This is a genomic window from Variovorax rhizosphaerae (assembly GCF_037889975.1).
Lineage (GTDB): Bacteria > Pseudomonadota > Gammaproteobacteria > Burkholderiales > Burkholderiaceae_C > Variovorax > Variovorax rhizosphaerae.
This window is the reverse complement of sequence record NZ_JBBKZT010000006.1, coordinates 198,327-219,449: the sequence shown is the minus strand read 5'-3', so window position 1 is coordinate 219,449 and position 21,123 is coordinate 198,327. Positions and strand designations below refer to the sequence as shown.

Here is a 21,123-nt window from a genome sequence, read left to right as displayed (position 1 = left end):
TTGCGTCCGGGGGAACTGAGCATATACCGAGCCTTTGGCGCCCGGTCATCAAACGGCTGCAGCGACTGGTCTGTGGCGCTACTTCAGATGCGTGGCGACCGAGTCCGGCACGAGGACCGTCATGTCGAGCAGCATCTGCGCCATGCCCTTGCCGAGCGGGTCCATGCGCATGGAGGACGGGCCGCCGCCATCCAGCGCGTCGTGCAGCAGCAAGTTCATCGAGGCTGTGCCGGGCAGGTGGAAGCGCTCGACCTTGCCGTGCACCATGTGGGCGAAGTAGCTCCCGACGGCCGACTCGCTGACGCGATCCCACAGCAGCGGCAGCCACTCGGGCTTGCGCGCGACGATGCCGATGTTGGAGAGGTTGCCCTTGTCGCCGCTGCGGGCCCAGGCCAGGTCGATGAGGCGCACTTCGCGCATCGGCTCGCCGGCGTCATCCTTCCATGCGGCCGGCGCCGTGCCGCCGGGTGCGAGGCCATCGCTCGTGCCGCTGGCGACCGTCACCGGATGGCGCACCTCGTCCATCACGAAGGCCACCCCCACCGCCTGCTTGTCGAGCGTGAACGAGAAGGGCTTGATCAACGGCGACACCGCGGCCCGGCCGCCGCCGGGGCCGGTGGTGCCGGGCGACCATGAGGTGCCGGCCGGCGAGATCTCGCGCGCGAACATGGCCAGCGCGGCCTTCTGCGGATGGTTCGCCACCACGCGCATCATCACTTCGCGGGCCTGGTGCGCGCGCGAATGCGGACCGTAGAGCGTCTCGGCGCCGAGGACTTCGATGTAGGTCGAGGTGAAGGGCGGCATGCCGAGCTGGCGCAGGATGTTGCCGGTGCGCTCGACGATCGCCTCCGCCGTGCGGCGTGCCTTCTTCTCGGCATCGATGCCGATGATGACCATGCTGGCCGCGCAGCGGAATCCGTCGAGCTGCGTGGCCGAGACCTTGTAGAAAGGCGTGGCTGCGCGACCCTTGGCTGGACCCACGCGCACGCGGTTGTCGCCTTGCTGCTCGATGACCACGTCGCGGAAGTCGCAGCTCACGTCGGGCAGCAGGTAGGCGCCGGGGTCGCCGATCTCGTAGAGCATCTGCTCGACGATGTTGGCGCGGATCACCTTGCCGCCGGTGGGCTCCGGCTTGGTCACGATGAAGCTGCCGTCGGCATGGCATTCGATGACCGGATAGCCCATGTTGGCCCAATCGGGGATGTCCTCCCAATCGGTGTGCAGGCCGCCGGTGGCCTGGCAGCCGCATTCGATGATATGGCCAGCGAGGCTGCCCGAGGCAAGTTGGTCGTACTGGTCGGGGGCCCAGCCGAACTCGTGCATCAGCGCACCGAGCGTGACGGCGCTGTCCACGCAGCGGCCGGTGATGACGACCTCCGCGCCGGCCGCCAGCGCCGCGGCGATCGGCGTGGCGCCGAGGTAGGCATTGGCGCTCAGTACTTTCTCGGGCAGCGACTCGCCGGTGAACATGTCCTTGGCGCCGCTGGCGCGCAGTTCGGGCATGCGGGCGGACACGTCGTCGCCCTCGACCACCGCGATCTTCAGCGAAATGCCTTCCGCTGCAGCCAGCGCCCGCAGCGCGTCCGCACAACCGTGCGGGTTGATGCCACCGGCATTGCTGATCACCTTGATGCCCTGGCGCTTGACCTCGGCCAGCACGGACTTCATCGCGATGTCGACGAAGTCGGTGGCATAGCCCATCTCCGGCTTCTTGGCGCGCGCGGCGGCAAGAATGGCCATGGTCGTCTCGGCCAAGTAATCGAACACGAGGTAATCCAGCCGGCCCAGCTTCACGAGTTGCGGCGCTGCGACCATGCTGTCGCCCCAGAAGCCGGAAGCGCCGCCGATGCGCACGACCTTGGCGGGGGATGGGTCTTGGATGGAAGAGGGGGAGGCCATGTGGTTGTCTCGTCGATGGGGGTGTTGCGCAGCAGCTTAGCCAGCGCCGTGCGCAGCGGCTTGCGCCAACTCGCTGGGGGAGGCGTCGCGCAAAATCTGTGGGGCGCGCAAATCGTCGGGTTCGATGGGGTCGGCGGTGTTGCAAATCCTCGCCATGGCCTGCGATGGCTACCGCTGGCGCCTGCATTCCATGCCGCGTCAGCGTCGTGCACCCTCGCGGGATGTGCTCGGAGCGGTCCTAGCCACTGGGCACAAGACGGCCCGGGACGGCGGCACTAGCCTCGCCGCGAACCAAGGAGTAAGTGCATGGAGTTTCTTGACGCGCCGCCGCTGCCGTTCTATTTCACCCCGGAGCATGAGCAGTTCCGTTCCAGCCTGCGCGATTTCGTCTCGCGCGAGATCCGGCCCTTCGTCAACGAGTGGGACGAGGCCGAAACCTTCCCGCGCTCGCTGTACGCCCGCGCGGCCGAGGTCGGCGTGCTCGGACTGGGCTATCCGGAGGAATATGGCGGCACGCCGGCGGACACTTTCTACGGCTTGATCCTTGCCGAGGAATTTGCGCGCGCCGGGTGCGGCGGCATGCAGGCCTCGTTGCTCTCGCACAGCATCGGGCTGCCGCCGATCCTCAAGGCCGGCAGCGAGGCCATCAAGCAGCGCGTCATCCCGCCCGTGCTGCGCGGCGAGAAGATCGCGGCGCTGGCTGTGACCGAGCCCTCGGGCGGGTCCGACGTTGCCAACCTGCGCACCACCGCCGTGCGCGATGGCGACCACTATGTGCTGAATGGCGAGAAGACCTTCATCACCTCCGGCATGCGCGCCGACTTCCTCACGGTTGCCGTGCGCACCAACCCCGCGGTGAAGGGCGCCAGCGGCATCTCCGCGCTGCTGGTCGAGGGCAACACGCCGGGCCTGACCCGCACCGCGCTCAAGAAGATGGGCTGGTGGAGTTCCGACACCGCGCACCTGCACTTCGACAACTGCCGCGTGCCGGTGTCCAACCTGATCGGCGAGGAGAACAAGGGCTTCAAGACCTTCATGCAGAACTTCAACAACGAGCGGCTGATGATGGCTGCGCTGGCGTACGGCTATGCCGAGGTATGCCTGGAAGAAGCGGTCGACTGGGCGCGCCAGCGCACGATCGGGGGAAGCCCGCTGTCGGAGCGGCAGGTGGTGCGCCACAAGCTGATGGACATGACGCTGCGCATCGACGCCGCCAGGGCGCTGGTCTACGACTTGGCCTATCGCATCGAGCACAAGCTCGCCGACCCGGCGCAGTTGGTGGCCCGGGTCTGCCTGGCCAAGGTGCTGGCCACGCAGGCCATGCAGTTCTGTGCCGACCAGGCCGTGCAGTTGCTCGGCGGCATGGGCTTCATGCGCGGCACGCGGACCGAGCGCATCTACCGGGAGGTCAAGGTGATGATGATCGGTGGTGGCTCGGAAGAGGTAATGAAAGACCTCGCTGCGCGGCAACTGGGGGTTTGAGCAGCGGCGAGATCGGCTGGTGCGATTGCAGATGGCGCAACTTGATGTTTCAGCGCTGCGAAAGTAACCCGTGGAGAAAGAGGGCAGACCGGGGACCGCGCGCGAAACCGACGACCGGCCATCGGGCAGTCGCTTGCCGACCATTGGAAGCGTGGCAGTTCGGTGCCCGCGAAATCCGCGAGCTCCATCCCGCCGGCATGCTTCGATCTCCCTGGTCGGGGATGGTCGGATGGCTGGTCGACCCCGCACAGCCCTCGAACCGGGCATCCTGTCCTGCCGCCGGATCCTGGTTGCTGGCCTGCCCTCTGATCTTTTTGCATCACCCCGCCTTCATGACCTCCGCCAGCCGCTCCCCGATGATCACGCACGGCGCCATCGTGTTCCCCGTGGTGATGTGCGGCATGACCGACCCGTCCGCGATGCGCAGGTTCTGGATGCCGTAGACGCGCAGCTTCGCGTCGACCACCGACATCTTGTCCTTGCCCATCTTCGCGGTGCAGGTCGCGTGAAAGTACGACACGGCCGCGTTGCGGATGAAGTCATCGAGTTCCTTGCCCTTGATCGGGCCGGGCATGACCTCGCGCTTGACGAAGGGCTTCATCGGCGCGGAGTTGCCGATCTCGCGGCACAGTTCGATCGCCTTGCGCATCGCCTTCATGTCGTCCGGATGCTCCAGCACCTTGGCATGGATCTCGACGCCGGCCTTCGGGTCGGTGGAGGTGAAGCGCAGGAAGCCGCGCGTCTTTGGCTGGACGATGCCGGGGCCGATGGTCCAGGCTGTCGGCACGGCCTGTTTCGAGGTGACTTCGGAGGAGAAGGGGATCTCGATCTGGAAGGGCTGCAGGTCGGGCGTGGGCAGCTTCGGGTCGCTCTTCCAGAAGAAGGTGGCCTCGGCCGAGTTGTTGCGCGCCGGCGCCTGTTCCGGCGGCTCCCACATGCAGGCCGCGACCATGGTGTGGTCCTGGAAGTTCTGGCCCACGCCGGGGAGGTTGGCCACGACCGGCGTGCCCAGTCGCTGGAGTTCCTTCGCATCGCCGATGCCGGAGGCCATCAGGATGCGCGGCGTGTTGATGGCGCCGGTGGACAGCACCACCTCGCGCACGACGCCGATCTTGCGCACCTGCCCGTCCCATTCGAACTCCACGCCGACCGCCTTCTTGCCCTGCAGCGTGACCTTGTGGACCAACGCCTGCGTGAGGATGGTCAGGTTGGGCTGGTCCATGATCGGGTAGAGGTAGTGCGAAGGCACGTTGCGGCGCCGGCCGTCCTTGCCGATGCACAGGTTGGCGATGGCCGCGCCGCCCGCGCCTTCCATCATCGCGCCGTTGTGGTCGGCGAAGGCCGGTATGCCGATGGCCGCGCAGCCCTGCACCATGGCCGGGGCGAGCGGGCTGGGGTCTGGTGCGGGCTGCATGAAGACCAGGCCGCCCTTGCCGCGCCGGGCGGGGTCGGGCTCGCCCTGCCAGTCTTCGATGCGCTTGAAGATTTCCAGCACATGCTGGTAGCCCCAGGCCGGGTCGCCGGTCTCGCGCGCCCAGCGGTCGTAGTCGTTCTTGTGGCCGCGGGCCCAGACCGTCGCATTGATGCTGCTGCCGCCGCCGATGGCCTTGCCCATCGGCATCGCGATGGAGCGGTTGTTGAGGCCGGGGCGTGGCATCGTCTTGTAGCCCCAGTCGAAGGGGCCGCCGATGTTGGTGTACCAGACGGCCGGGTTCAGGATGCTCGGCGCATCGGCCGCGCCGCCGGCTTCGAGCAGCAGGACCTGCACGCGGGTGTCTTCCGCGAGCCGGCGCGCCACCACCGAGCCGGAAGAACCGCTGCCGCAGACGATGTAGTCGTAGCGCGGTTGCAGTTCGCGCTTCAGCTCGGCCTGATTGGCGCCGATGGCCAGTGCCTTGTCGGCCATCGTCGTGGCGGCCAGCGTGCCGATGCCGAGCATCGTCGCCATTCGGATGAAGCCGCGCCGGTCGAGGTGGCCGGCCAGGAGGCGGGCCTCGATGTGGTCCAGTTGCTGGCCGATGGCTTGCGCGCGGCGGGCGGGCGTGTCACTCGTCATGAGGGCTCCTCGTCGTGGGTCGGGTCATTGTTCGAGCCGGCCTGTGGAGCCGCTATCCACGAAGCGCCGCGTTGTCCGGTTTGCGAAACCGGTGATTTAAGGGTTATCACGAATCGTTGGGGGCAACGCGTCGGCAGACGATGACCCGGCTGCCGTTGGCGCACGGGCAGTGGCATGAAGAATGCGTGCGCCCCCGGTATCGGATTGCCAGGAAAGAGCTGTCCACGCATGGCCCTCGCGCACGTCCACACTCGCGATCTCGACGAAGCCATCCAGGCCGTCGGGGAGGTGTATTGCGAGCATGAACTGGCCTTGGACCGAAGGGCGCGCGCCATCGACACCACGCTCGACGTGAGCGCGCCGATCGTGCGCCTGCGTTACGGCGCGCCGGTGCATGTCGATGCCGGCAACTTCCCGGACCTGTTCCTGGTGATGCGCTGCCTCGATGGCGCGGGCAGCGTCCGCCAGGGTGGGCAGCGCGCAATCTGGCAGCCCGGGCAGACGGTGCCGGTGTCGGCCAACGTAGGCACCGATTTCGACTTCGGCGCGACCTTTTCACAGGCGACGATCAAGCCGGACGCGCAGAAGCTCGAGGCGCTGTGCAGCGGCTGGCTGGGGCGCCCGCTCGACGAATCGCTGCGCTTCGAGTTGCGGCCTTTCTCGGAAGGGCTCGAGCGCATCTGGGGCTCGACGCTGGCGCTGCTGGAGACGACGGGCAGCGTGCCCCTGCCGCCGGTGGCAGAGGCATCGCTGCAGGAATTCCTGCTGACGCTGCTGTTGCAATGCCATCCGCATAACTTCAGCGAGGAACTGGCACGTCCCCCGCAGCAGGGCCCGATGCCCTCGCGCCTGGTGCGCCGGGCCGAGGCCTACATGCAGGAACACGCGCACCGGCCCTTGACCATTGCCGAGGTGGCGCGCGAACTGGGTGTGAGCGTGCGGGCGCTGCAGTTCGCGTTCCAGAGCGCGCGCAGCAGCACACCGATGGCAAGTTTGCGCAAGGTGCGCCTGGAACGTGCGCGGCAGGCGCTGTTGCAGGCGACGCCGGCCACCACGGTCACGGACGTTGCGCTGCAGAACGGCTTCTTCCACCTGGGGCGCTTCAGCGCGCTCTACAAGTCCTCATTTGGCGAGAGCCCGAAGGCTACGCTGGCACGGGTCATGCGCCGGGCCGGCGCAATCACTTCCCCAGCTTGTTGACTTCGTGATGTGGCCGCTGACGAGCCTCAGCGCGCGTCAGGCACGCGCCGCGTCTTCATGAATTCCTCGAAGCTTTCGCCACGGAAGATGGCGTAGACCTCGAGGTTGGTGGTCTTCGACACGCGCGCGAACTTCTCAAGCACGAAGAAGTTGGCGCCGTACTGGATCAAGCCCAGCCAGTCGCGCTTGCGCACGAGTTCCTTCTCGCGCTCGTTGAGGCCGGCCTCGGTCATCAGTTGCTCGGGGTCGGCCTCGAAGCGGTCGCGCCAAGGCTTGCCGATCATTTGCCAGAAGAAGCGGTTGAGCTTCAGCGTGCGGTTGCTGGTGCGGATGTCGAAGATGTACGTGCCGGGGATGTCCTCGACGCCGGCGAGTTGCGGGTTCATGCCGTCACCTCGTCGGTCTTCTCACTGGTGGCCGTGGTCGTCACGCCGTCCTCGAACAGCACGACTGTCATCGCGGTGGTGGTCGCCAGGTAGTAGTTCTGGTGGAGCTTGCGCACTGTCGGACCCATGGCCCCGCGCATCGCCAGCCACATGATCTGCTCGACGCTTTCCGCGCCGCCCAGGCGCACGAAGTCCGCGTGCTTCATCCGCGTGAGCTGCTCCGGGTCGTGCTCCAGCAGGTCGAGGAACTTCATGTCCCATTCCTCGTTGTTGAAGCCGGTGCGCTCGCCATGCACCTGGTGCGACAGGCCGCCGGTGCCGACGACGACCACGCGCAGGTCCTCCGGGTACGACTCGATCGCGCGGCGCAGCGCCTGGCCGAGCCGCCAGCAACGGCGGGGCGTCGGCAGCGGGAACTGCAGCACGTTGATGGCGATCGGCACCACGGTGCCGGGCCAGTCGGGCTTGTGCGGCCAGAGCAGGGGCAGGGGGGAGGCGCAGCCGTGGTCGATCGGCTTGTCCTGGAAGATGGTCATGTCGAATTCGTCATTGACCAGCGACTCGGCGATGTGCGCCTGCAGGTCGACGTTGCCCTTGATCGTGGGCAGGTCGCGCAGGCCTGCGCCTTCGTCGGCGACCTGGAACTCCTTGCCCACGCCGATCGCGAAGGTCGGGTAAAGGTCGAAGAAGAGGCTGGTGCAGTGGTCGTTGTAGAGCATGACCAGCACGTCGGCCTTCTGTTCCTCCAGCCACTTGGCAACGGGCAGGTAGCCGTCGAAGAGCGGCTTCCAGGCCGGGTCTTGCTGCTTGCCCTTGTCGTAGGCGACGCCGATGGTGGGCACGTGGGAGGTGCCGATGCAACCGATGATCTTTGCCATGGTGACGTCTCCTCAGTCGATGTAGCGCAGGCCGGCTTGTTCCAGCGGGCCGCGCATGTTGTACATGTCCAGCCCCAGCACGCCGGCGGCGAGTTTGGCGCGCTTCGCGGCCTCGTTGTCTTCACGAGCCTGCGCGGCATCGGCCACCTGCCTGGCAAGCGCAGCCGGCACCACCACCACGCCGTCGTCATCGGCCAGCACCACGTCGCCCGGATTCACCACGGCGCCGGCGCAGACCACCGGGATGTTCACCGAGCCCAGCGTCGCCTTGATCGTGCCCTTGGCGCTGATCGCCCGGCTCCACACTGGGAAGGGCATGGCGGTCAGCTCCTTCACGTCGCGCACGCCGCCATCGATGACCAGGCCGCGCGCACCGCGTGCCATGAACGAGGTCGCGAGCAAGTCGCCGAAGAAGCCGTCGGTGCTCTCGCTGGTGCAGGCCGCGATGACGATGTCACCGGGCTTCAGTTGCTCGGCGGCCACGTGCATCATCCAGTTGTCGCCGGGCTGCAGCAGCACGGTGACGGCCGTGCCGCAGGCCTGCGCGCCGACGAAGATCGGCCGCATGTACGGCTTCATGAGGCCGACGCGGCCCATGGCTTCATGCACGGTGGCCGAGCCGAAGCGCGACAGGTGTTCGACGGCGTCCGCGTCGGCGCGCACGATGTTGCGCTTGACGATGCCCAGGTTGTTCATGCTCATGCCTGCTCCGTGACTGTTTCGGCCGCGCGTGTGTTGAGCAATGCGTCCAGGCGAGGAAACACGCGGCGCGCATTGCCTTCGTAGATCTTCTGGCGCGATGCCGCATCCAGCGAGGACGCTGCGATGTAGCGCTTGGTGTCGTCGAAATAGTGGCCGGTCTCGGGGTCGATGCCGCGCACCGCGCCGATCATCTCGCTCGCGAACAGGATGTTGTCGACGGGAATCACCTTGGTCAGCAGGTCGATGCCGGGCTGGTGGTAGACGCAGGTGTCGAAGAAGATGTTCTTGAGCAGGTGCTCCTGCAACGGCGGCTTCTTCATCTCCTGCGCGAGGCCACGGAAGCGTCCCCAGTGGTAGGGCACCGCGCCGCCGCCGTGCGGAATGAGGAAGCGCAGCGTCGGGAAGTCCTTGAACAGGTCCGAGGTCAGGCACTGCATGAAGGCCGTGGTGTCGGCGTTCAGGTAGTGCGCGCCGGTGGTGTGGAAACAGGCGTTGCAGCTCGTCGACACATGGATCATCGCGGGGATGTCGTGCTCGACCATCTTCTCGTAGATCGGATACCAGTGCCGGTCCGACAGCGGCGGCGAGGTCCAGTGGCCGCCCGACGGGTCGGGGTTCAGGTTGATGCCGACGTTGCCGTATTCCCGCACGCACTTTTCCAGCTCGGGGATGCAGGTGGCCGGATCGACGCCGGGTGATTGCGGCAGCATCGCGACCGGCACAAAGTGGTCCGGGAAGAGTTGCGACACACGATGGCACAGCTCGTTGCAGATGGCAGCCCAGGTCGCCGAAACATTGAAGTCGCCGATGTGGTGCGCCATGAAGCTGGCGCGCGGCGAGAACAGCGTGAGGTCGAGCCCGCGCTCCTTCATGAGGCGCAGCTGGTTGGTCTCGATCGATTCGCGCAGCTCGTCGTCGCTGATGCGCAACTCGCTCGCCCTGGGCATCAGCGTGGGGTCGGCGATGCCCTTGATCTGGCGATTGCGCCAGTCTTCCAGCGCCTTGGGGGCCGTGGTGTAGTGGCCGTGGCAGTCGATGATCATGTGGTGACTCCGGTGGTTCTTTTGACGAGATGGTCGGATGTCCGAACCATGGATGCAAGTGTGCGCAGGCCCGTGCGATCACGGCGTCAGTTCTTCTTATCCTGCGTTCTGATTTATTGATTGAATAGGGTTTACCCTTAACTTGTTGCAGCGTAGCGGCCCCGGACGCTGACGTAAAAACAAGTCTCCATGCCGCCAAGGAAACTTATCGACAACCCGCCGACCGTGGACGCCACGGTGGCGCGTATCAACCTGCGCCATTTGCAGGCTTTCTCCGCCGTCGCGTTGCATGGCAGCGTGACGCGTGCGGCTGACAGCCTTTTCCGCGTCGCCTCCGCCATTACGCGTGCGGTGGCGGAACTGGAGGAAAGCCTCGGCACGCCGCTGTTCGAGCGCAAGGCACGCGGCATGTTGTTGAACGCATTCGGCGAGGCCGTGCGCGCGAGGGCGCAGCGCGTCGAAGACGAATTCGCCGCCGCGTGCCTCGAACTCGCGCCCTCGGAGCCGTCGCAGCGTGGCGCCAATGCCGCGCGGCTCGACGCCAGGACGCTCATGGCGGCCATGTTCAGCGGTCGTCGCATGGCGGTCTTCTCGGGCTTGTCGGAAATGCAGAACATGCCAGCCGCGGCGCGTGCATTCGGGATCACCCAGCCGGCGATCAGCACCCTGGTCGGTGACCTGGAGGCGCGTTGCGGTCGCGAACTGTTCGTGCGTTCGGCCCGAGGTGTCACGCCAACCAGGGCCGGGCTCGCCCTGGCCTTCCGGTTCAAGCGGGCCTTGGCGGAACTGCGTAGCATCGATTCCGACATCGCCGCCATTGGCGGGGTGGTGCAGGGCAGGGTCGTGGTCGGCGCCTTGCCGCTGGGCCGGACGCTGATCCTGCCGTCGGCCATTGCCGCGTTGGTCCGGCAGCATCCGAGACTGCATGTGAGCACCGTCGAGAGCCCTTACGAGGCGCTCGCGGCCCAACTGCGAAGCGGAGACGTCGACTTCATACTGGGTGCATTGCGGCCGGCGGGGCGTGAAGCGGACCTCACGCAGGAAACCCTGTTCGACGATTGCATTTCATTGATCGCACGCGCGGGTCATCCGCTCGCGCAGCGGGCTGCCATCGGCTTCGACGACCTGCGGCAGGCGCAATGGGTGCTCTCCCGGCCGGGCTCGCCGACGCGCGAGCTGCTGGAGCAGTCGTTTCGCGAATCTGCGCAGCCTTCTCCAGTGCCCACGGTGGAGACGGGTGACCTGGCCATCCTGCGTGGTCTGCTGCTGCAGAGCGACATGGTGACCGCCATCTCGGCGCATCAACTGCACTATGAGATCGAGGCCGGCACACTGGTCGTTCTGAGTCGTGCGCTGGAGAAATCCGAACGCAAGATCGGCATCACGCTGCGCAGCGGCGCGCTGGCATCGCCGGGCGCGCGCGCATTGATGGCGGAAGTGCGGCGGGTGGTGGTCGACCAAGGCCTGCCGGGTCCTTGACGTGGCACGTTCGACGCAAAATCCGTGGAATCGACGTCCTGACGAGGGACGTGCCGGCGGGCAAACCAGGAGCAACAGCGCACATGAGCAAAACCATCATCCATCGCGTCGCCGTGACCTTCGGCGATTGCGACCCGGCGGGCATCGTCTTCTTCCCCAACTTCTCGCGCTGGATGGACGCGGCCTCGCACAACTACTTCATGCAGTGCGGCCTGCCGCCCTGGCATTCGATGGCCGAATTGCCCGGTTGCATCGGCTGTCCGTTGCTGGAGATCCACACGCGCTTCGTGACCTCGGCCACCTATGGCGAGCACCTCGACATCGAAACGCAGGTCGAGGAATGGCGCGGCAAGGTCTTCGTCCAGCGTCATCGCGTGATGCGCGGCGACACCCTGATCTGCGAGGGGCGCGAGACGCGTGCGCTCTGCGTCAAGCAGGAGAGCGGCCGGCTGAAGGCCATTCCCGTCCCCCAATTCATCCTCGACGCCTGCGCCTGAGACAAGGTTGAAGAAGCAAGGGAACTGATTCGCTGCGGGAATCCACCAAGGATTCACGCCGACCGCCACGGCGCATACTGGCGGCCGAAACCGCGCCGATCCCCACGTGCAGGACGCGGTCGGGAGTCAGGAGAAATCTTTGCAGAAAACAAACATTGCCGAACCCACCTATTTCCACAAGGTGGTCGATTGCCAGTACGCGTGTCCGGCCCACACCCCCGTACCGGAATACATCCGCTTGATCGCGCAGCGCCGCTATGGCGATGCCTACATGATCAACTGGGTTTCCAATGTCTTTCCCGGCATCCTCGGGCGCACCTGCGACCGGCCCTGCGAACCGGCCTGCCGGCGCGGGCGAGTCGAGCAAAGCAACGCGCAGGACCCGGAGCCGGTGGCCATCTGCCGGCTCAAGCGCGTAGCCGCGGACATGAAGGAAGACGTGCGCTCGCGCATGCCCAAGGTCGCGCCGAAGAATGGCAAGCGGGTCGCCTGCATCGGCGCGGGGCCGTCGTCGCTCACCGTCGCACGTGACCTGGCGCCGCTGGGCTACGACGTGACCGTGTTCGAAGGCGATGCCAAGGCCGGTGGCTTCATCCGCACGCAGATCCCACGCTTCCGGTTGCCCGAATCGGTCATCGATGAAGAGACCGGCTACATCCTCGACCTGGGGGTGAACTTCCGCGCCGGCGAGCGCATCGAGTCGATGAAGGCGCTGATGGCACAAGGCTGGGACGCGATCTTCGTCGGCTGTGGCGCACCGCGCGGGCGCGACCTGGAACTGCCGGGCCGGCAGGAGGCTGCGGCCAGCATCCATATCGGGATCGACTGGCTCAGTTCCGTCTCCTTCGGCCACGTCACGAAGATCGGCCAGCGCGTGATCGTGCTGGGTGGCGGCAACACCGCCATGGACTGCTGCCGCTCGGCGCGCCGGCTCGGTGGCACCGACGTCAAGGTCATCGTGCGCAGCGGCTTTGAGGAGATGAAGGCCTCGCCTTGGGAAAAGGAAGACGCGCAGCACGAAGGCATCCCGATCATCAACTTCCATGTGCCCAAGGCCTTCGTGCACGAGGGCGGCAAGCTGGTCGGCATGAAGTTCGAGATCGTCGAGGCGCATTACGACGACAAGGGCAACCGCAAGCTGGTATCGACCGGCGCACCTGACGCGTTCTTCGAATGCGACGATGTGCTCGTGGCCGTCGGCCAGGAGAACGCCTTTCCCTGGATCGAGCGCGACTGCGGCATCGACTTCGACAAATGGGGCCTGCCCAAGCTGGACAAGAACACTTTCGAGTCCAGCGTGCGCAACGTGTTCTTCGGCGGCGACGCGGCCTTCGGCCCGAAGAACATCATCACCGCCGTGGCCCACGGGCACGAGGCGGCTGTGTCCATCGACAAACTGCTGCACGGGGAGGCGATCTACGTGCGCCCCGCGCCGATGACCAACCTGGTGTCGCAGAAGATGGGCATCCACGAGTGGAGCTACGACAACGACACCTCCAACGACCTGCGCTACAAGGTGCCCTGGGCAAAGGCCGAGAAGGCGCTGGCCAGCATCCGCGTCGAGGTGGAACTGGGCTTCGACGCCGCCACTGCCTTCAAGGAAGCCGAGCGCTGCCTCAACTGCGATGTGCAGACCGTGTTTGCGGAAACCGCCTGCATCGAATGCGACGCCTGCGTCGACATCTGCCCGATGGACTGCATCACCTTCACCACCAATGGTGAGGAAGCGGAGGTGCGGCCACGGCTGAAGGCGCCGGCCCTGAACCTGGCGCAGGACCTGTACGTCTCCGGCGGACTCAAGACGGGCAGGGTGATGGTCAAGGACGAGGACGTCTGCCTGCACTGCGGCCTCTGTGCCGAACGCTGCCCGACCGGCGCTTGGGACATGCAGAAATTCCTGCTGAAGATGACGCCGGCGGGTCCGGCTTGCCGCGACGCGAAGCCGGTGCCGCAAGGAGTTCCAGCATGAGCGCGACCTTGCCTCCGAAGGGCGCTCCCGAACCGTTGGACCGCGCCGTCGCAAGGCCGGCCATCGGCCGCATCGACGCCGTCAACGACTTCGTCATCAAGTTCGCCAACGTCAACGGCTCGGGCTCCGCCTCGGCCAACGAACTCTTCGCCAAGGCCATCCTGCGCATGGGCGTGCCCGTCAGCCCGCGCAACATCTTCCCCAGCAACATCCAGGGCCTGCCGACCTGGTACGAGGTGCGCGTGACCGAGAAGGGCCACCTGGGCCGGCGCGGTGGCACCGACATGATGGTCGCGATGAACCCGCAGACCTGGGATGCCGACGTGGCCGAACTGGCGCCCGGCGGCTACCTGTTCTACGACAGCACGCGCCCGCTGCCGCCGTCGAAGTTTCGCGACGACATCCATGTCATCGGCATGCCATTGACCGAGATCTGCAACGCGGTCTACAACGACCCGCGCCAGCGGCAGTTGTTCAAGAACATCGTCTACGTCGGTGCGCTGGCCATCCTGCTCGGCATCGATCCGGCCGTGGTCGAGAAGCTCTTCAGCGAGCAGTACAAGGGCAAGGAAAGGCTGCTCGCCTCCAACGTCCAGGCGCTGAATCTCGGTTGCGACTTCGCACGGGAAAACCTTGCCGACAGGCCCGTGGGCCTCAAGGTGCGCCGCGCCGACCGCGTCGGCAACCAGATCTTCGTGGACGGCAACAGCGCCGCTGCGCTCGGTTGCGTGTACGGCGGCGCCACGGTGGCGGCCTGGTACCCGATCACGCCGTCGTCCTCCGTGGCCGAGGCCTTCCAGAAGTACTGCGCCAAGTTCCGGGTCGACGCCAACACCGGCCAGCACCGCTTCGCCATCGTGCAGGCGGAGGACGAGATCGCCTCGATCGGCATGGTGGTCGGGGCCGGGTGGAATGGCGCGCGGGCCTTCACCGCCACCTCGGGGCCGGGCGTTTCGCTGATGACGGAATTCATCGGGCTCGCCTATTTCGCGGAGATACCCGTCACGCTCATCAACGTGCAGCGCGGCGGCCCGTCGACCGGCATGCCCACGCGCACGCAGCAGGCCGACATCCTCTGCTGCGCCTATGCCTCGCATGGCGACACCAAGCACGTGCTGCTGTTCCCGGAAGACCCGCACGAATGCTTCGAGCATGCGGCGGCGGCGCTGGATCTGGCCGACCGGCTGCAGACACCGGTGTTCCTCATGACCGACCTGGACATCGGCATGAACCAGCGCCTGTGCAAGCCCTTCGAATGGGACGAGACCAAGGCCTATGACCGCGGCAAGGTCATGACCGCCGAGGAACTGGAGGCGGGCAAGGACTTCGGCCGCTACAAGGACGTCGATGGCGACGGCATCCCCTGGCGCACGCTGCCGGGCACGCACCCGACCAAGGGCAGCTACTTCACCCGCGGCACTACGCGCGACCCGTATGCCCGCTATTCGGAGCGCGGTCCCGACTACATCTACAACGTGGAGCGGCTGCTGAAGAAGTTCGCGACCGCCGCGACGATGGTGCCGCAACCCGTGGTGCTGCAAGCCAGGCAGCCGACGGACGTCGGCGTGATCTACTTCGGCTCCACCAGCCCGTCGATGGACGAGGCGCTGGCGGAACTGGAGGAGGGCGGCATCCACCTCGACGCGATGCGCCTGCGCGCCTTCCCGTTCCCCGACAGCGTGCCGGCGTTCCTCGCAGCGCACAAGCGCGTCTACGTCGTCGAACAGAACCGCGACGCCCAGATGCGCAGCCTGCTCGTCAACGAACTGGAGATCGATCCTGCCAAGCTCATCAAGGTGCTGCATTTCGACGGCACGCCCATCACCGCACGCTTCATCGTCCAAAGCATCAGCACGCATGTCCGCGCGCAAGCCACCGAACCGAAGGGGATTGCATGACCTACATCGCCAAGCCCCGGCTGCGCCATCCCACGCTGGCCACCAACAAGGTCGGCTACACCCGCCGCGACTACGAGGGCAAGATCTCCACGCTGTGCGCCGGCTGCGGCCACGATTCGATCTCGGCCGCCATCATCGAGGCCTGCTGGGAACTGGACATCGAGCCGCATCGCGTCGCCAAGCTCAGCGGCATCGGCTGCAGTTCCAAGACGCCGGACTACTTCCTTGGTGCATCGCACGGCTTCAACACGGTGCACGGCCGCATGCCCAGCGTGCTCACCGGCGCCAACCTGGCCAACCGCGACCTGCTGTACCTCGGTGTCTCCGGCGACGGCGACTCCGCCTCCATCGGTCTGGGCCAGTTCGCCCATGCGATGCGGCGCGGCGTGAACATGGCCTACATCGTGGAGAACAACGGCGTCTACGGCCTCACCAAGGGCCAGTTCTCCGCCACCGCGGACCAGGGCTCCAAGAGCAAGAAGGGCGTCATCAACTCCGACAGCCCGGTCGACCTGGTGGCGATGGCCCTGCAACTGGGCGCCACCTACGTCGGACGCGGTTTCTCGGGCAACAAGGCGCAACTCGTGCCACTGATCAAGGGGGCCATCAGCCACGGCGGGGCCGCCTTCATCGACGTCATCAGCCCCTGCGTCGCCTTCAACAACCACCCCGGCAGCACCAAGAGCTATGACTATGTGCGCGAGCACAACGAGGCAGTCAGCCGCATCGACTTCATCAGCAGCCGCGACGAGATCAGCGTGAGCATGGCGCCGGGCGAAGTGATGGACGTGCGCCAGCATGACGGCACCCTCTTGCGCCTGCGCAGCCTGCACCCCGGCTACAACCCCGGCGACCGCTATGCCGCCATGGCCCACATGCAGGAGCACCAGCAGATGGGCGAGGTGGTGACGGGCCTGCTCTACGTCGACCCGCTGGCCACCGACCTGCACACGGCGCTCAACACCAGCGACGTGCCGCTCAACGCGATGGGTCCGGCGGAGCTTTGCCCGGGCGCGCGGGCGTTGGAGCGGCTCAACGCGTCCTTGCGCTGAAAACGAACCGGCCGCAACATAACGCTGATCGAGGAGGCTTCCCATGGCAGAACGAACCGTTTTCCAGTCCATCCCCCGCAAGCACGTGGTCAGCATCGGCCCGCAGGCCAGCGTGCGCGATGCCGCATGCATGATGACGCGAGCCAACTGCGGCAGCGTGCTGGTCATGGAACCGCCCGACCTGTTGCTGGGCATCCTCACCGAGCGCGACCTGATGACGCGCGTGCTGGCCAGGGGGCTCGACCCCGAACGCACGCTTGCGCGAGAGGTCATGACCCCCAACCCGATCTGCGTACCACCGGAGACGCTGGTGTCCGACGCCGTGGTGTTGATGCTGGAGCGGGGTTTCCGGCACATCCCCCTTGTCTCCGGCAAGAAGATCCTGGGCGTGTTCTCGGTGCGCGACGCGCTGCCGCGGGAACTCGGCACGGCGCTGAGCCAGACCGAATTCCACGAGCAAGTCAACGACGCGCTCGGGTAACAGCGGCGCCCGCGTAGGCCCGGGCGCTTCGCAGCGCTGCCGAGGCCTTTCCTCGCCTGAATCCCGGCGGCAAACCACCGCACGCGCCTTGTCGGCCCCGGCCTACACAAACGCGGGCCGGTTGGCCCCAAGCTTGCTCCTGCCCGAGTCATTGCTGCCCCTGGGCAGCCGCCGCCACTGGTTCCCCGTTCCTGGAGAGATATGGCCAGCTTGATCCTGACCATCGACGGTCAACCCCTGCGAACCGTGCGCTTGCTGGAGGGCGAGACCCTCATCGGGCGCGACCTCGATTGCAACCTTGTCCTCGAGCTTCCGGCCGTCAGCAAGCATCACGCCGTCATCATCTGTCGTGGCGATGCGGCAGCGGTGCTGCGCGACCTCGAGAGCACCAACGGCACGCTGGTGAACGGGAAGGCAGTGTCTGTGACGCCCCTCACGCTGGGCGACATCGTCAAGATCGCCGATATCGAAATGCAGTACGTACCCAGAGTCCTGCCCGAGGCGGAAGATTTGCCCCAACCGCCGCCTGCCGAGCTTGTGGAAGACGATGCAGCGACGCAGCCGGCCGCCCTGCAATCGCTTGGCCGCGCGACTCAACGCATCGGCGGTCCCGCCGGGGCTTCATGGGTGGGCGATGCGGTCGCCTTCACCATCGCCGCCAGGGGGCGCGATGTCCAGGCGTTCATCTCGGCGGATGCGCTCCTGGCGCACTTCGACGTGCTGGTCTACGGCGCTGACGGGGCGATGCGCGCAGTGCAAGGGTACGAGGAGAACCACGTCGCGATCAACGTCGTGGCCTGGAAGATCTTCGACGAAACGGGACGCGAGCCCATCCGGATCCGGAACTCGGACTTCGAAGCTTGAGAGCGGCGGCTGCCCGCCGCGAGAACGCTCTGATCGCGGCTCGGCTGGCTTCAGGGTTGGGCAGGTTTCACTGCCTCGCGTTGGGCAGTCTGCCTGTCATATCAAAGGCCGAACAGTCCGACATGCAACCAGAACGCGAGCCAAAAGGACAGTACCCCTGCGGCAAGCACCAGCAACACAAAGGCAACAAGGTAGATGGCGCGCCGCGTTGCCGTCGCGCCGCGTGGCACCAGGAACCAGTAGATCATGCCGGCCCACACCAACAGCAGCACCGCCATGGTGGCCGCTGCTGTTCCAGATGATGCCCACTCCCAGCCTCGCCCCAGCGCCGTTGTGCCGGCATTGAAGAGGGGGAATGCGGCGAGCCAGGCAATCAGATTCGCTGGCAGTTGCCATCCGATCTTCATCGGAGGGCTTCCCCCTTGTAGAAGTGCAGAGGCATGGGCGACTCCCAGCCCGGCGCCTGATAGCCAGGGGTCGAGATGTGTGGCACGCGTCCCATGACACTCTGCAGCAGTCCCGCAATGTATGAACTGCTGTTGTACTCGCCCGGCCTCATGCGCGATCCGCGGATGTGCTCTGGAACAGCGATGCGCCCAAGAGCATGAAATCTGGGGCGGAATGCTGAGCCCTCCCCACTGAACTGGTTGCCATGTGTACCCCCCTTTTGGATGCATCAGGCGGCTGATCCGCTGTTGCGAATTTAACTTGAGCCGGCGAAAACAAGCCTGGCGTGTCGCTTCGGAGGCAAGCAGTCTTGTTGCGGGCTCTTGCCGCATGACTTGCGCCCTGCCTGGCACAGCGCAGATGCAGAATCCTCCAATGCATCCATCCAGTTCCCCGCTGCTCCGCCTGACTCGCCTCCTGTTGACAGCGCTCGCGACAGCGGCCCTGTCGAGTTGCGCTTCGGCGCCTTCGTCATCGCCTGCGACATCGAGCACAGGCGCTGCACCAACCCTGCAGTCCCCCGCCCTTGCCGGCGCCGACGAAGCAGCACGGCGGCAAGCCTTCGCGCGCTGGGTGGCGGACTTCCGCGCCAAGGCCAGCGCGAGCGGCATCGGCGAGGCGACCTTGCGCACCACGCTGGACAACGCGCAATTCCTCCCGGACGTTATTGCGCTCGACCGCGCACAGCCCGAGTTCACGCGCACCGTCTGGGCGTATCTCGACACCGCGGTGTCGGCGCAGCGCATCGCCACCGGCCAGGACAAGCTGCAACTCATTCGCCGCGAGGCCGATGCCGCGGCCGCGCGCTACGGCGTCCCCGCCAGCATCGTCGTCGCCATCTGGGGCATGGAGAGCAACTACGGCAGCAACTATGGCAACACGCCGACCGTCGATGCCTTGGCCACGCTCGGCTTCGACGGCCGCCGCGAGGAATGGGCCCGTGGCGAGTTGCTGGCGGCGCTCAAGATCATCGACAAGGGCGACATCGACAGCGCGCGCATGATCGGTTCATGGGCCGGCGCCATGGGACAGACCCAGTTCATGCCGTCGAACTTCCTGGCCTACGCGGTGGACGCCGACGGCGACGGTCGGCGCGACATCTGGGGCAGCATGGCGGACGTGACCGCCTCGACCGCCAATTTCCTGGCGCGCTCCGGCTGGCAGGCCGGCAAGCCCTGGGGTGTCGAGGTCCAGTTGCCCGCCGGATTCGACTATGCGCGTGCCGATCCTGCCGTGCGGCAATCCACGTCGCAATGGGCTGCCGAGGGTGTGCGGTCCGCGGATGGACAGCCGCTGCCAGAACTTGGAGACAGCTCGATCCTGCTGCCGGCGGGCGCGCGCGGACCGGCCTTCCTCGTTGGCGCCAATTTCCGCGCCATCCTGCGCTACAACAACTCGACCAGCTATGCGCTGGCGGTCGGACTGCTGTCCCAGCGCCTGGCCGGCGGCCCCGGCTTCCAGGCGCCCTGGCCGCGCGACCTCACGGGCCTCACGCGCAGCGAATTGATCGAAATGCAGACGGCCCTGAACCAGCGCGGCTTCGACGCCGGCACGGCCGACGGTGTGATGGGCCCGGCCACCCGACAGGGGCTGCGCAGCTACCAGCGCAGTGTCGGATTGCCCGCCGACGGCTATCCGACCGCAGCGGTGCTGCAGCGCCTGCGGGAGTCCCGTTGAGCCGGCTCCCTCGAGCCCGCGCGCCTCCTGGAGGGGCCCATTGCCACCGGCGCGCTACAGCCTGCGAACCTCCACCCGTTGGCGCGACCAGTAAGGACCGTCCAGCCGATCCATCCGCACTTCGCCGCCCGTCGAGGGCGCATGCACGAAGCGCCCACCGCCCACGTAGATGCCCGCATGCGTCGGCCTGCCCCCACCGAACAGCACCAGGTCACCCGCGCGAAGTTCCCCGATCGTCGTGGGCTGCCCGAAGCCGGCAAGCTGCGCCACCGTGCGCGGCGGCGCGGCGCCCATGCGCGCCCTGTACACGTAGCCGATGAGCCCGCTGCAATCGAATCCGCCGTCGGGCGTGTTGCCGCCGTAGCGGTACGGCACGCCCACCAGGCCGAGGGCATGAATGGCGATGTCCTCCGACTGTTCCGCTGAAAGCGTCGAATAGGCGGCCGGCGTGGCGGGCACCACCGCAGGGCGATTGGCGCAGCCGCCCGCGAGCAGCAGGGCGCACACCAGGGAGAGACGAGTGATCCGCGTCATGGGACAGGTGCATCGAGGCGAAGGGCCGGGCCGCGGGAATCGATTGAAGGCATTTCGCACGCGCCTACCGATCCGGCTTCACTTGAGGTGCCTGGCCACCTGCTGGCGAAGCGCTTCGTCCGTTGCCAATGCCGCTGACCTGCGGCATTCGATCCAGCCACTGCGGGAACGGGGCCGCGGCCGGGGCGAACATGGTCGACAAGAAACTGCCGGCACCGGGCGTCAGGGATTCGGTCTTCGGCTCGGTTCGCGCTCGGCGAGGCGCGGGATGCATTCATGATTGCCTTCCTGCGTGCGGTGGGGTTGAACGTTGCCGCCCCTGCAGGCTCTTGTCCTACGCCAGGACGCGATTATTCAGGGTAGCGGCACAGCACTGCCGATCCATTCTCGAAGTTTGCGAGGCGATCGGGCAAGCCCTCTGCATTGTTGTTGCTGCAGCGCTCGGTTCAGGCACTTCGGCGGACGTAGCCGCCAAAGCGACGAAACGTGTCTTGGAAAAATGCAAGTTCCGGAGCCAAGTGCGGCTCAAGTCCCTGCCTCTCCAAAGCAGGACCATCGACTCAGGCCCCGTCAAGGCAG

At 66.5% G+C, this 21,123-nt stretch carries 18 protein-coding genes; 10 read left to right on the top strand and 8 right to left on the bottom strand.

The window, feature by feature from the left end; translation table 11 throughout:
• Positions 1–78: 78 nt before the first annotated feature.
• Complete coding sequence (locus WKW82_RS14620; RefSeq protein WP_340343025.1) at positions 79–1,899, bottom strand: acyclic terpene utilization AtuA family protein; 1,821 nt, start codon at positions 1,897–1,899, stop codon at positions 79–81.
• Between the two features lie 306 nt (positions 1,900–2,205).
• Here WKW82_RS14620 and WKW82_RS14615 point away from each other — a divergent pair, with 306 nt between their 5' ends.
• Positions 2,206–3,381, top strand: coding sequence for an acyl-CoA dehydrogenase family protein (locus tag WKW82_RS14615; protein WP_340343024.1), 1,176 nt, complete (start codon positions 2,206–2,208; stop codon positions 3,379–3,381).
• A gap of 319 nt (positions 3,382–3,700) precedes the next feature.
• Here the strand turns inward: WKW82_RS14615 and WKW82_RS14610 are convergent, their stop codons facing one another.
• A complete protein-coding gene (locus tag WKW82_RS14610; protein WP_340343023.1) occupies positions 3,701–5,437 on the bottom strand; it encodes a GMC family oxidoreductase in 1,737 nt (578 codons plus the stop codon).
• Between the two features lie 228 nt (positions 5,438–5,665).
• Here WKW82_RS14610 and WKW82_RS14605 point away from each other — a divergent pair, with 228 nt between their 5' ends.
• The gene (locus WKW82_RS14605; protein WP_340343022.1) at positions 5,666–6,637 is read left to right on the top strand and encodes an AraC family transcriptional regulator; all 972 of its coding nucleotides are present in this window, start codon (positions 5,666–5,668) and stop codon (positions 6,635–6,637) included.
• A gap of 26 nt (positions 6,638–6,663) precedes the next feature.
• On the opposite strand, the gene WKW82_RS14600 is transcribed toward WKW82_RS14605, so the two are convergent.
• From WKW82_RS14600 to WKW82_RS14585, 4 genes are read right to left on the bottom strand one after another with little or no spacing between them, the layout of a single operon-like run.
• Positions 6,664–7,023, bottom strand: coding sequence for a protocatechuate 3,4-dioxygenase (locus WKW82_RS14600; RefSeq protein ID WP_213956599.1), 360 nt, complete (start codon positions 7,021–7,023; stop codon positions 6,664–6,666).
• Complete coding sequence (locus WKW82_RS14595; protein WP_340343021.1) at positions 7,020–7,901, bottom strand: gallate dioxygenase; 882 nt, start codon at positions 7,899–7,901, stop codon at positions 7,020–7,022. Before WKW82_RS14595 ends, WKW82_RS14600 begins: the two co-directional genes overlap by 4 nt.
• 12 nt (positions 7,902–7,913) lie before the next feature.
• Positions 7,914–8,597 (bottom strand): 4-carboxy-4-hydroxy-2-oxoadipate aldolase/oxaloacetate decarboxylase, encoded by a 684-nt coding sequence (gene ligK / locus WKW82_RS14590; RefSeq protein ID WP_340343212.1) that lies wholly within the window; start codon positions 8,595–8,597, stop codon positions 7,914–7,916.
• Between the two features lie 2 nt (positions 8,598–8,599).
• Positions 8,600–9,646 carry an amidohydrolase family protein gene (locus WKW82_RS14585; protein ID WP_340343020.1) on the bottom strand — a complete coding sequence of 349 codons (1,047 nt, stop codon included), beginning with the start codon at positions 9,644–9,646 and terminating at the stop codon, positions 8,600–8,602.
• A 189-nt stretch (positions 9,647–9,835) separates the two neighbouring features.
• Here WKW82_RS14585 and WKW82_RS14580 point away from each other — a divergent pair, with 189 nt between their 5' ends.
• The 7 genes from WKW82_RS14580 (at position 9,836) to WKW82_RS14550 (ending at position 17,886) form a co-directional block, all read left to right on the top strand.
• On the top strand, positions 9,836–11,125 hold the full coding sequence (locus tag WKW82_RS14580; protein WP_340343019.1) for a LysR family transcriptional regulator: 1,290 nt from the start codon (positions 9,836–9,838) through the stop codon (positions 11,123–11,125).
• 83 nt (positions 11,126–11,208) lie between these two features.
• A complete protein-coding gene (locus WKW82_RS14575; RefSeq protein WP_340343018.1) occupies positions 11,209–11,622 on the top strand; it encodes an acyl-CoA thioesterase in 414 nt (137 codons plus the stop codon).
• A 139-nt stretch (positions 11,623–11,761) separates the two neighbouring features.
• Entirely contained in the window at positions 11,762–13,591 is a 1,830-nt protein-coding gene (locus WKW82_RS14570; RefSeq protein ID WP_340343017.1) for an FAD-dependent oxidoreductase, read from the top strand.
• A complete protein-coding gene (locus tag WKW82_RS14565) occupies positions 13,588–15,489 on the top strand; it encodes a 2-oxoacid:acceptor oxidoreductase subunit alpha (protein WP_422823483.1) in 1,902 nt (633 codons plus the stop codon). The genes WKW82_RS14570 and WKW82_RS14565 overlap by 4 nt, the downstream gene beginning before the upstream one ends.
• Positions 15,486–16,541 (top strand): 2-oxoacid:ferredoxin oxidoreductase subunit beta, encoded by a 1,056-nt coding sequence (locus tag WKW82_RS14560; protein WP_340343016.1) that lies wholly within the window; start codon positions 15,486–15,488, stop codon positions 16,539–16,541. The genes WKW82_RS14565 and WKW82_RS14560 overlap by 4 nt, the downstream gene beginning before the upstream one ends.
• Before the next feature lie 43 nt (positions 16,542–16,584).
• Positions 16,585–17,022, top strand: coding sequence for a CBS domain-containing protein (locus WKW82_RS14555; protein WP_340343015.1), 438 nt, complete (start codon positions 16,585–16,587; stop codon positions 17,020–17,022).
• Between the two features lie 201 nt (positions 17,023–17,223).
• Positions 17,224–17,886: an FHA domain-containing protein gene (locus tag WKW82_RS14550; protein WP_340343014.1), complete on the top strand. Its 663-nt coding sequence runs from the start codon at positions 17,224–17,226 to the stop codon at positions 17,884–17,886.
• Between the two features lie 101 nt (positions 17,887–17,987).
• Here WKW82_RS14550 and WKW82_RS14545 read toward each other — a convergent pair whose 3' ends face one another.
• Positions 17,988–18,293, bottom strand: coding sequence for a hypothetical protein (locus WKW82_RS14545; RefSeq protein WP_340343013.1), 306 nt, complete (start codon positions 18,291–18,293; stop codon positions 17,988–17,990).
• A gap of 415 nt (positions 18,294–18,708) precedes the next feature.
• On the opposite strand from WKW82_RS14545, the gene WKW82_RS14540 reads away from it, so the two are divergent.
• Positions 18,709–20,010 carry a lytic murein transglycosylase gene (locus WKW82_RS14540; RefSeq protein ID WP_340343012.1) on the top strand — a complete coding sequence of 434 codons (1,302 nt, stop codon included), beginning with the start codon at positions 18,709–18,711 and terminating at the stop codon, positions 20,008–20,010.
• 54 nt (positions 20,011–20,064) lie between these two features.
• Here WKW82_RS14540 and WKW82_RS14535 read toward each other — a convergent pair whose 3' ends face one another.
• Positions 20,065–20,544, bottom strand: a complete 480-nt coding sequence (locus WKW82_RS14535; protein ID WP_340343011.1) for a C40 family peptidase — start codon at positions 20,542–20,544, stop codon at positions 20,065–20,067.
• Between the last annotated feature and the right edge of the window lie 579 nt (positions 20,545–21,123).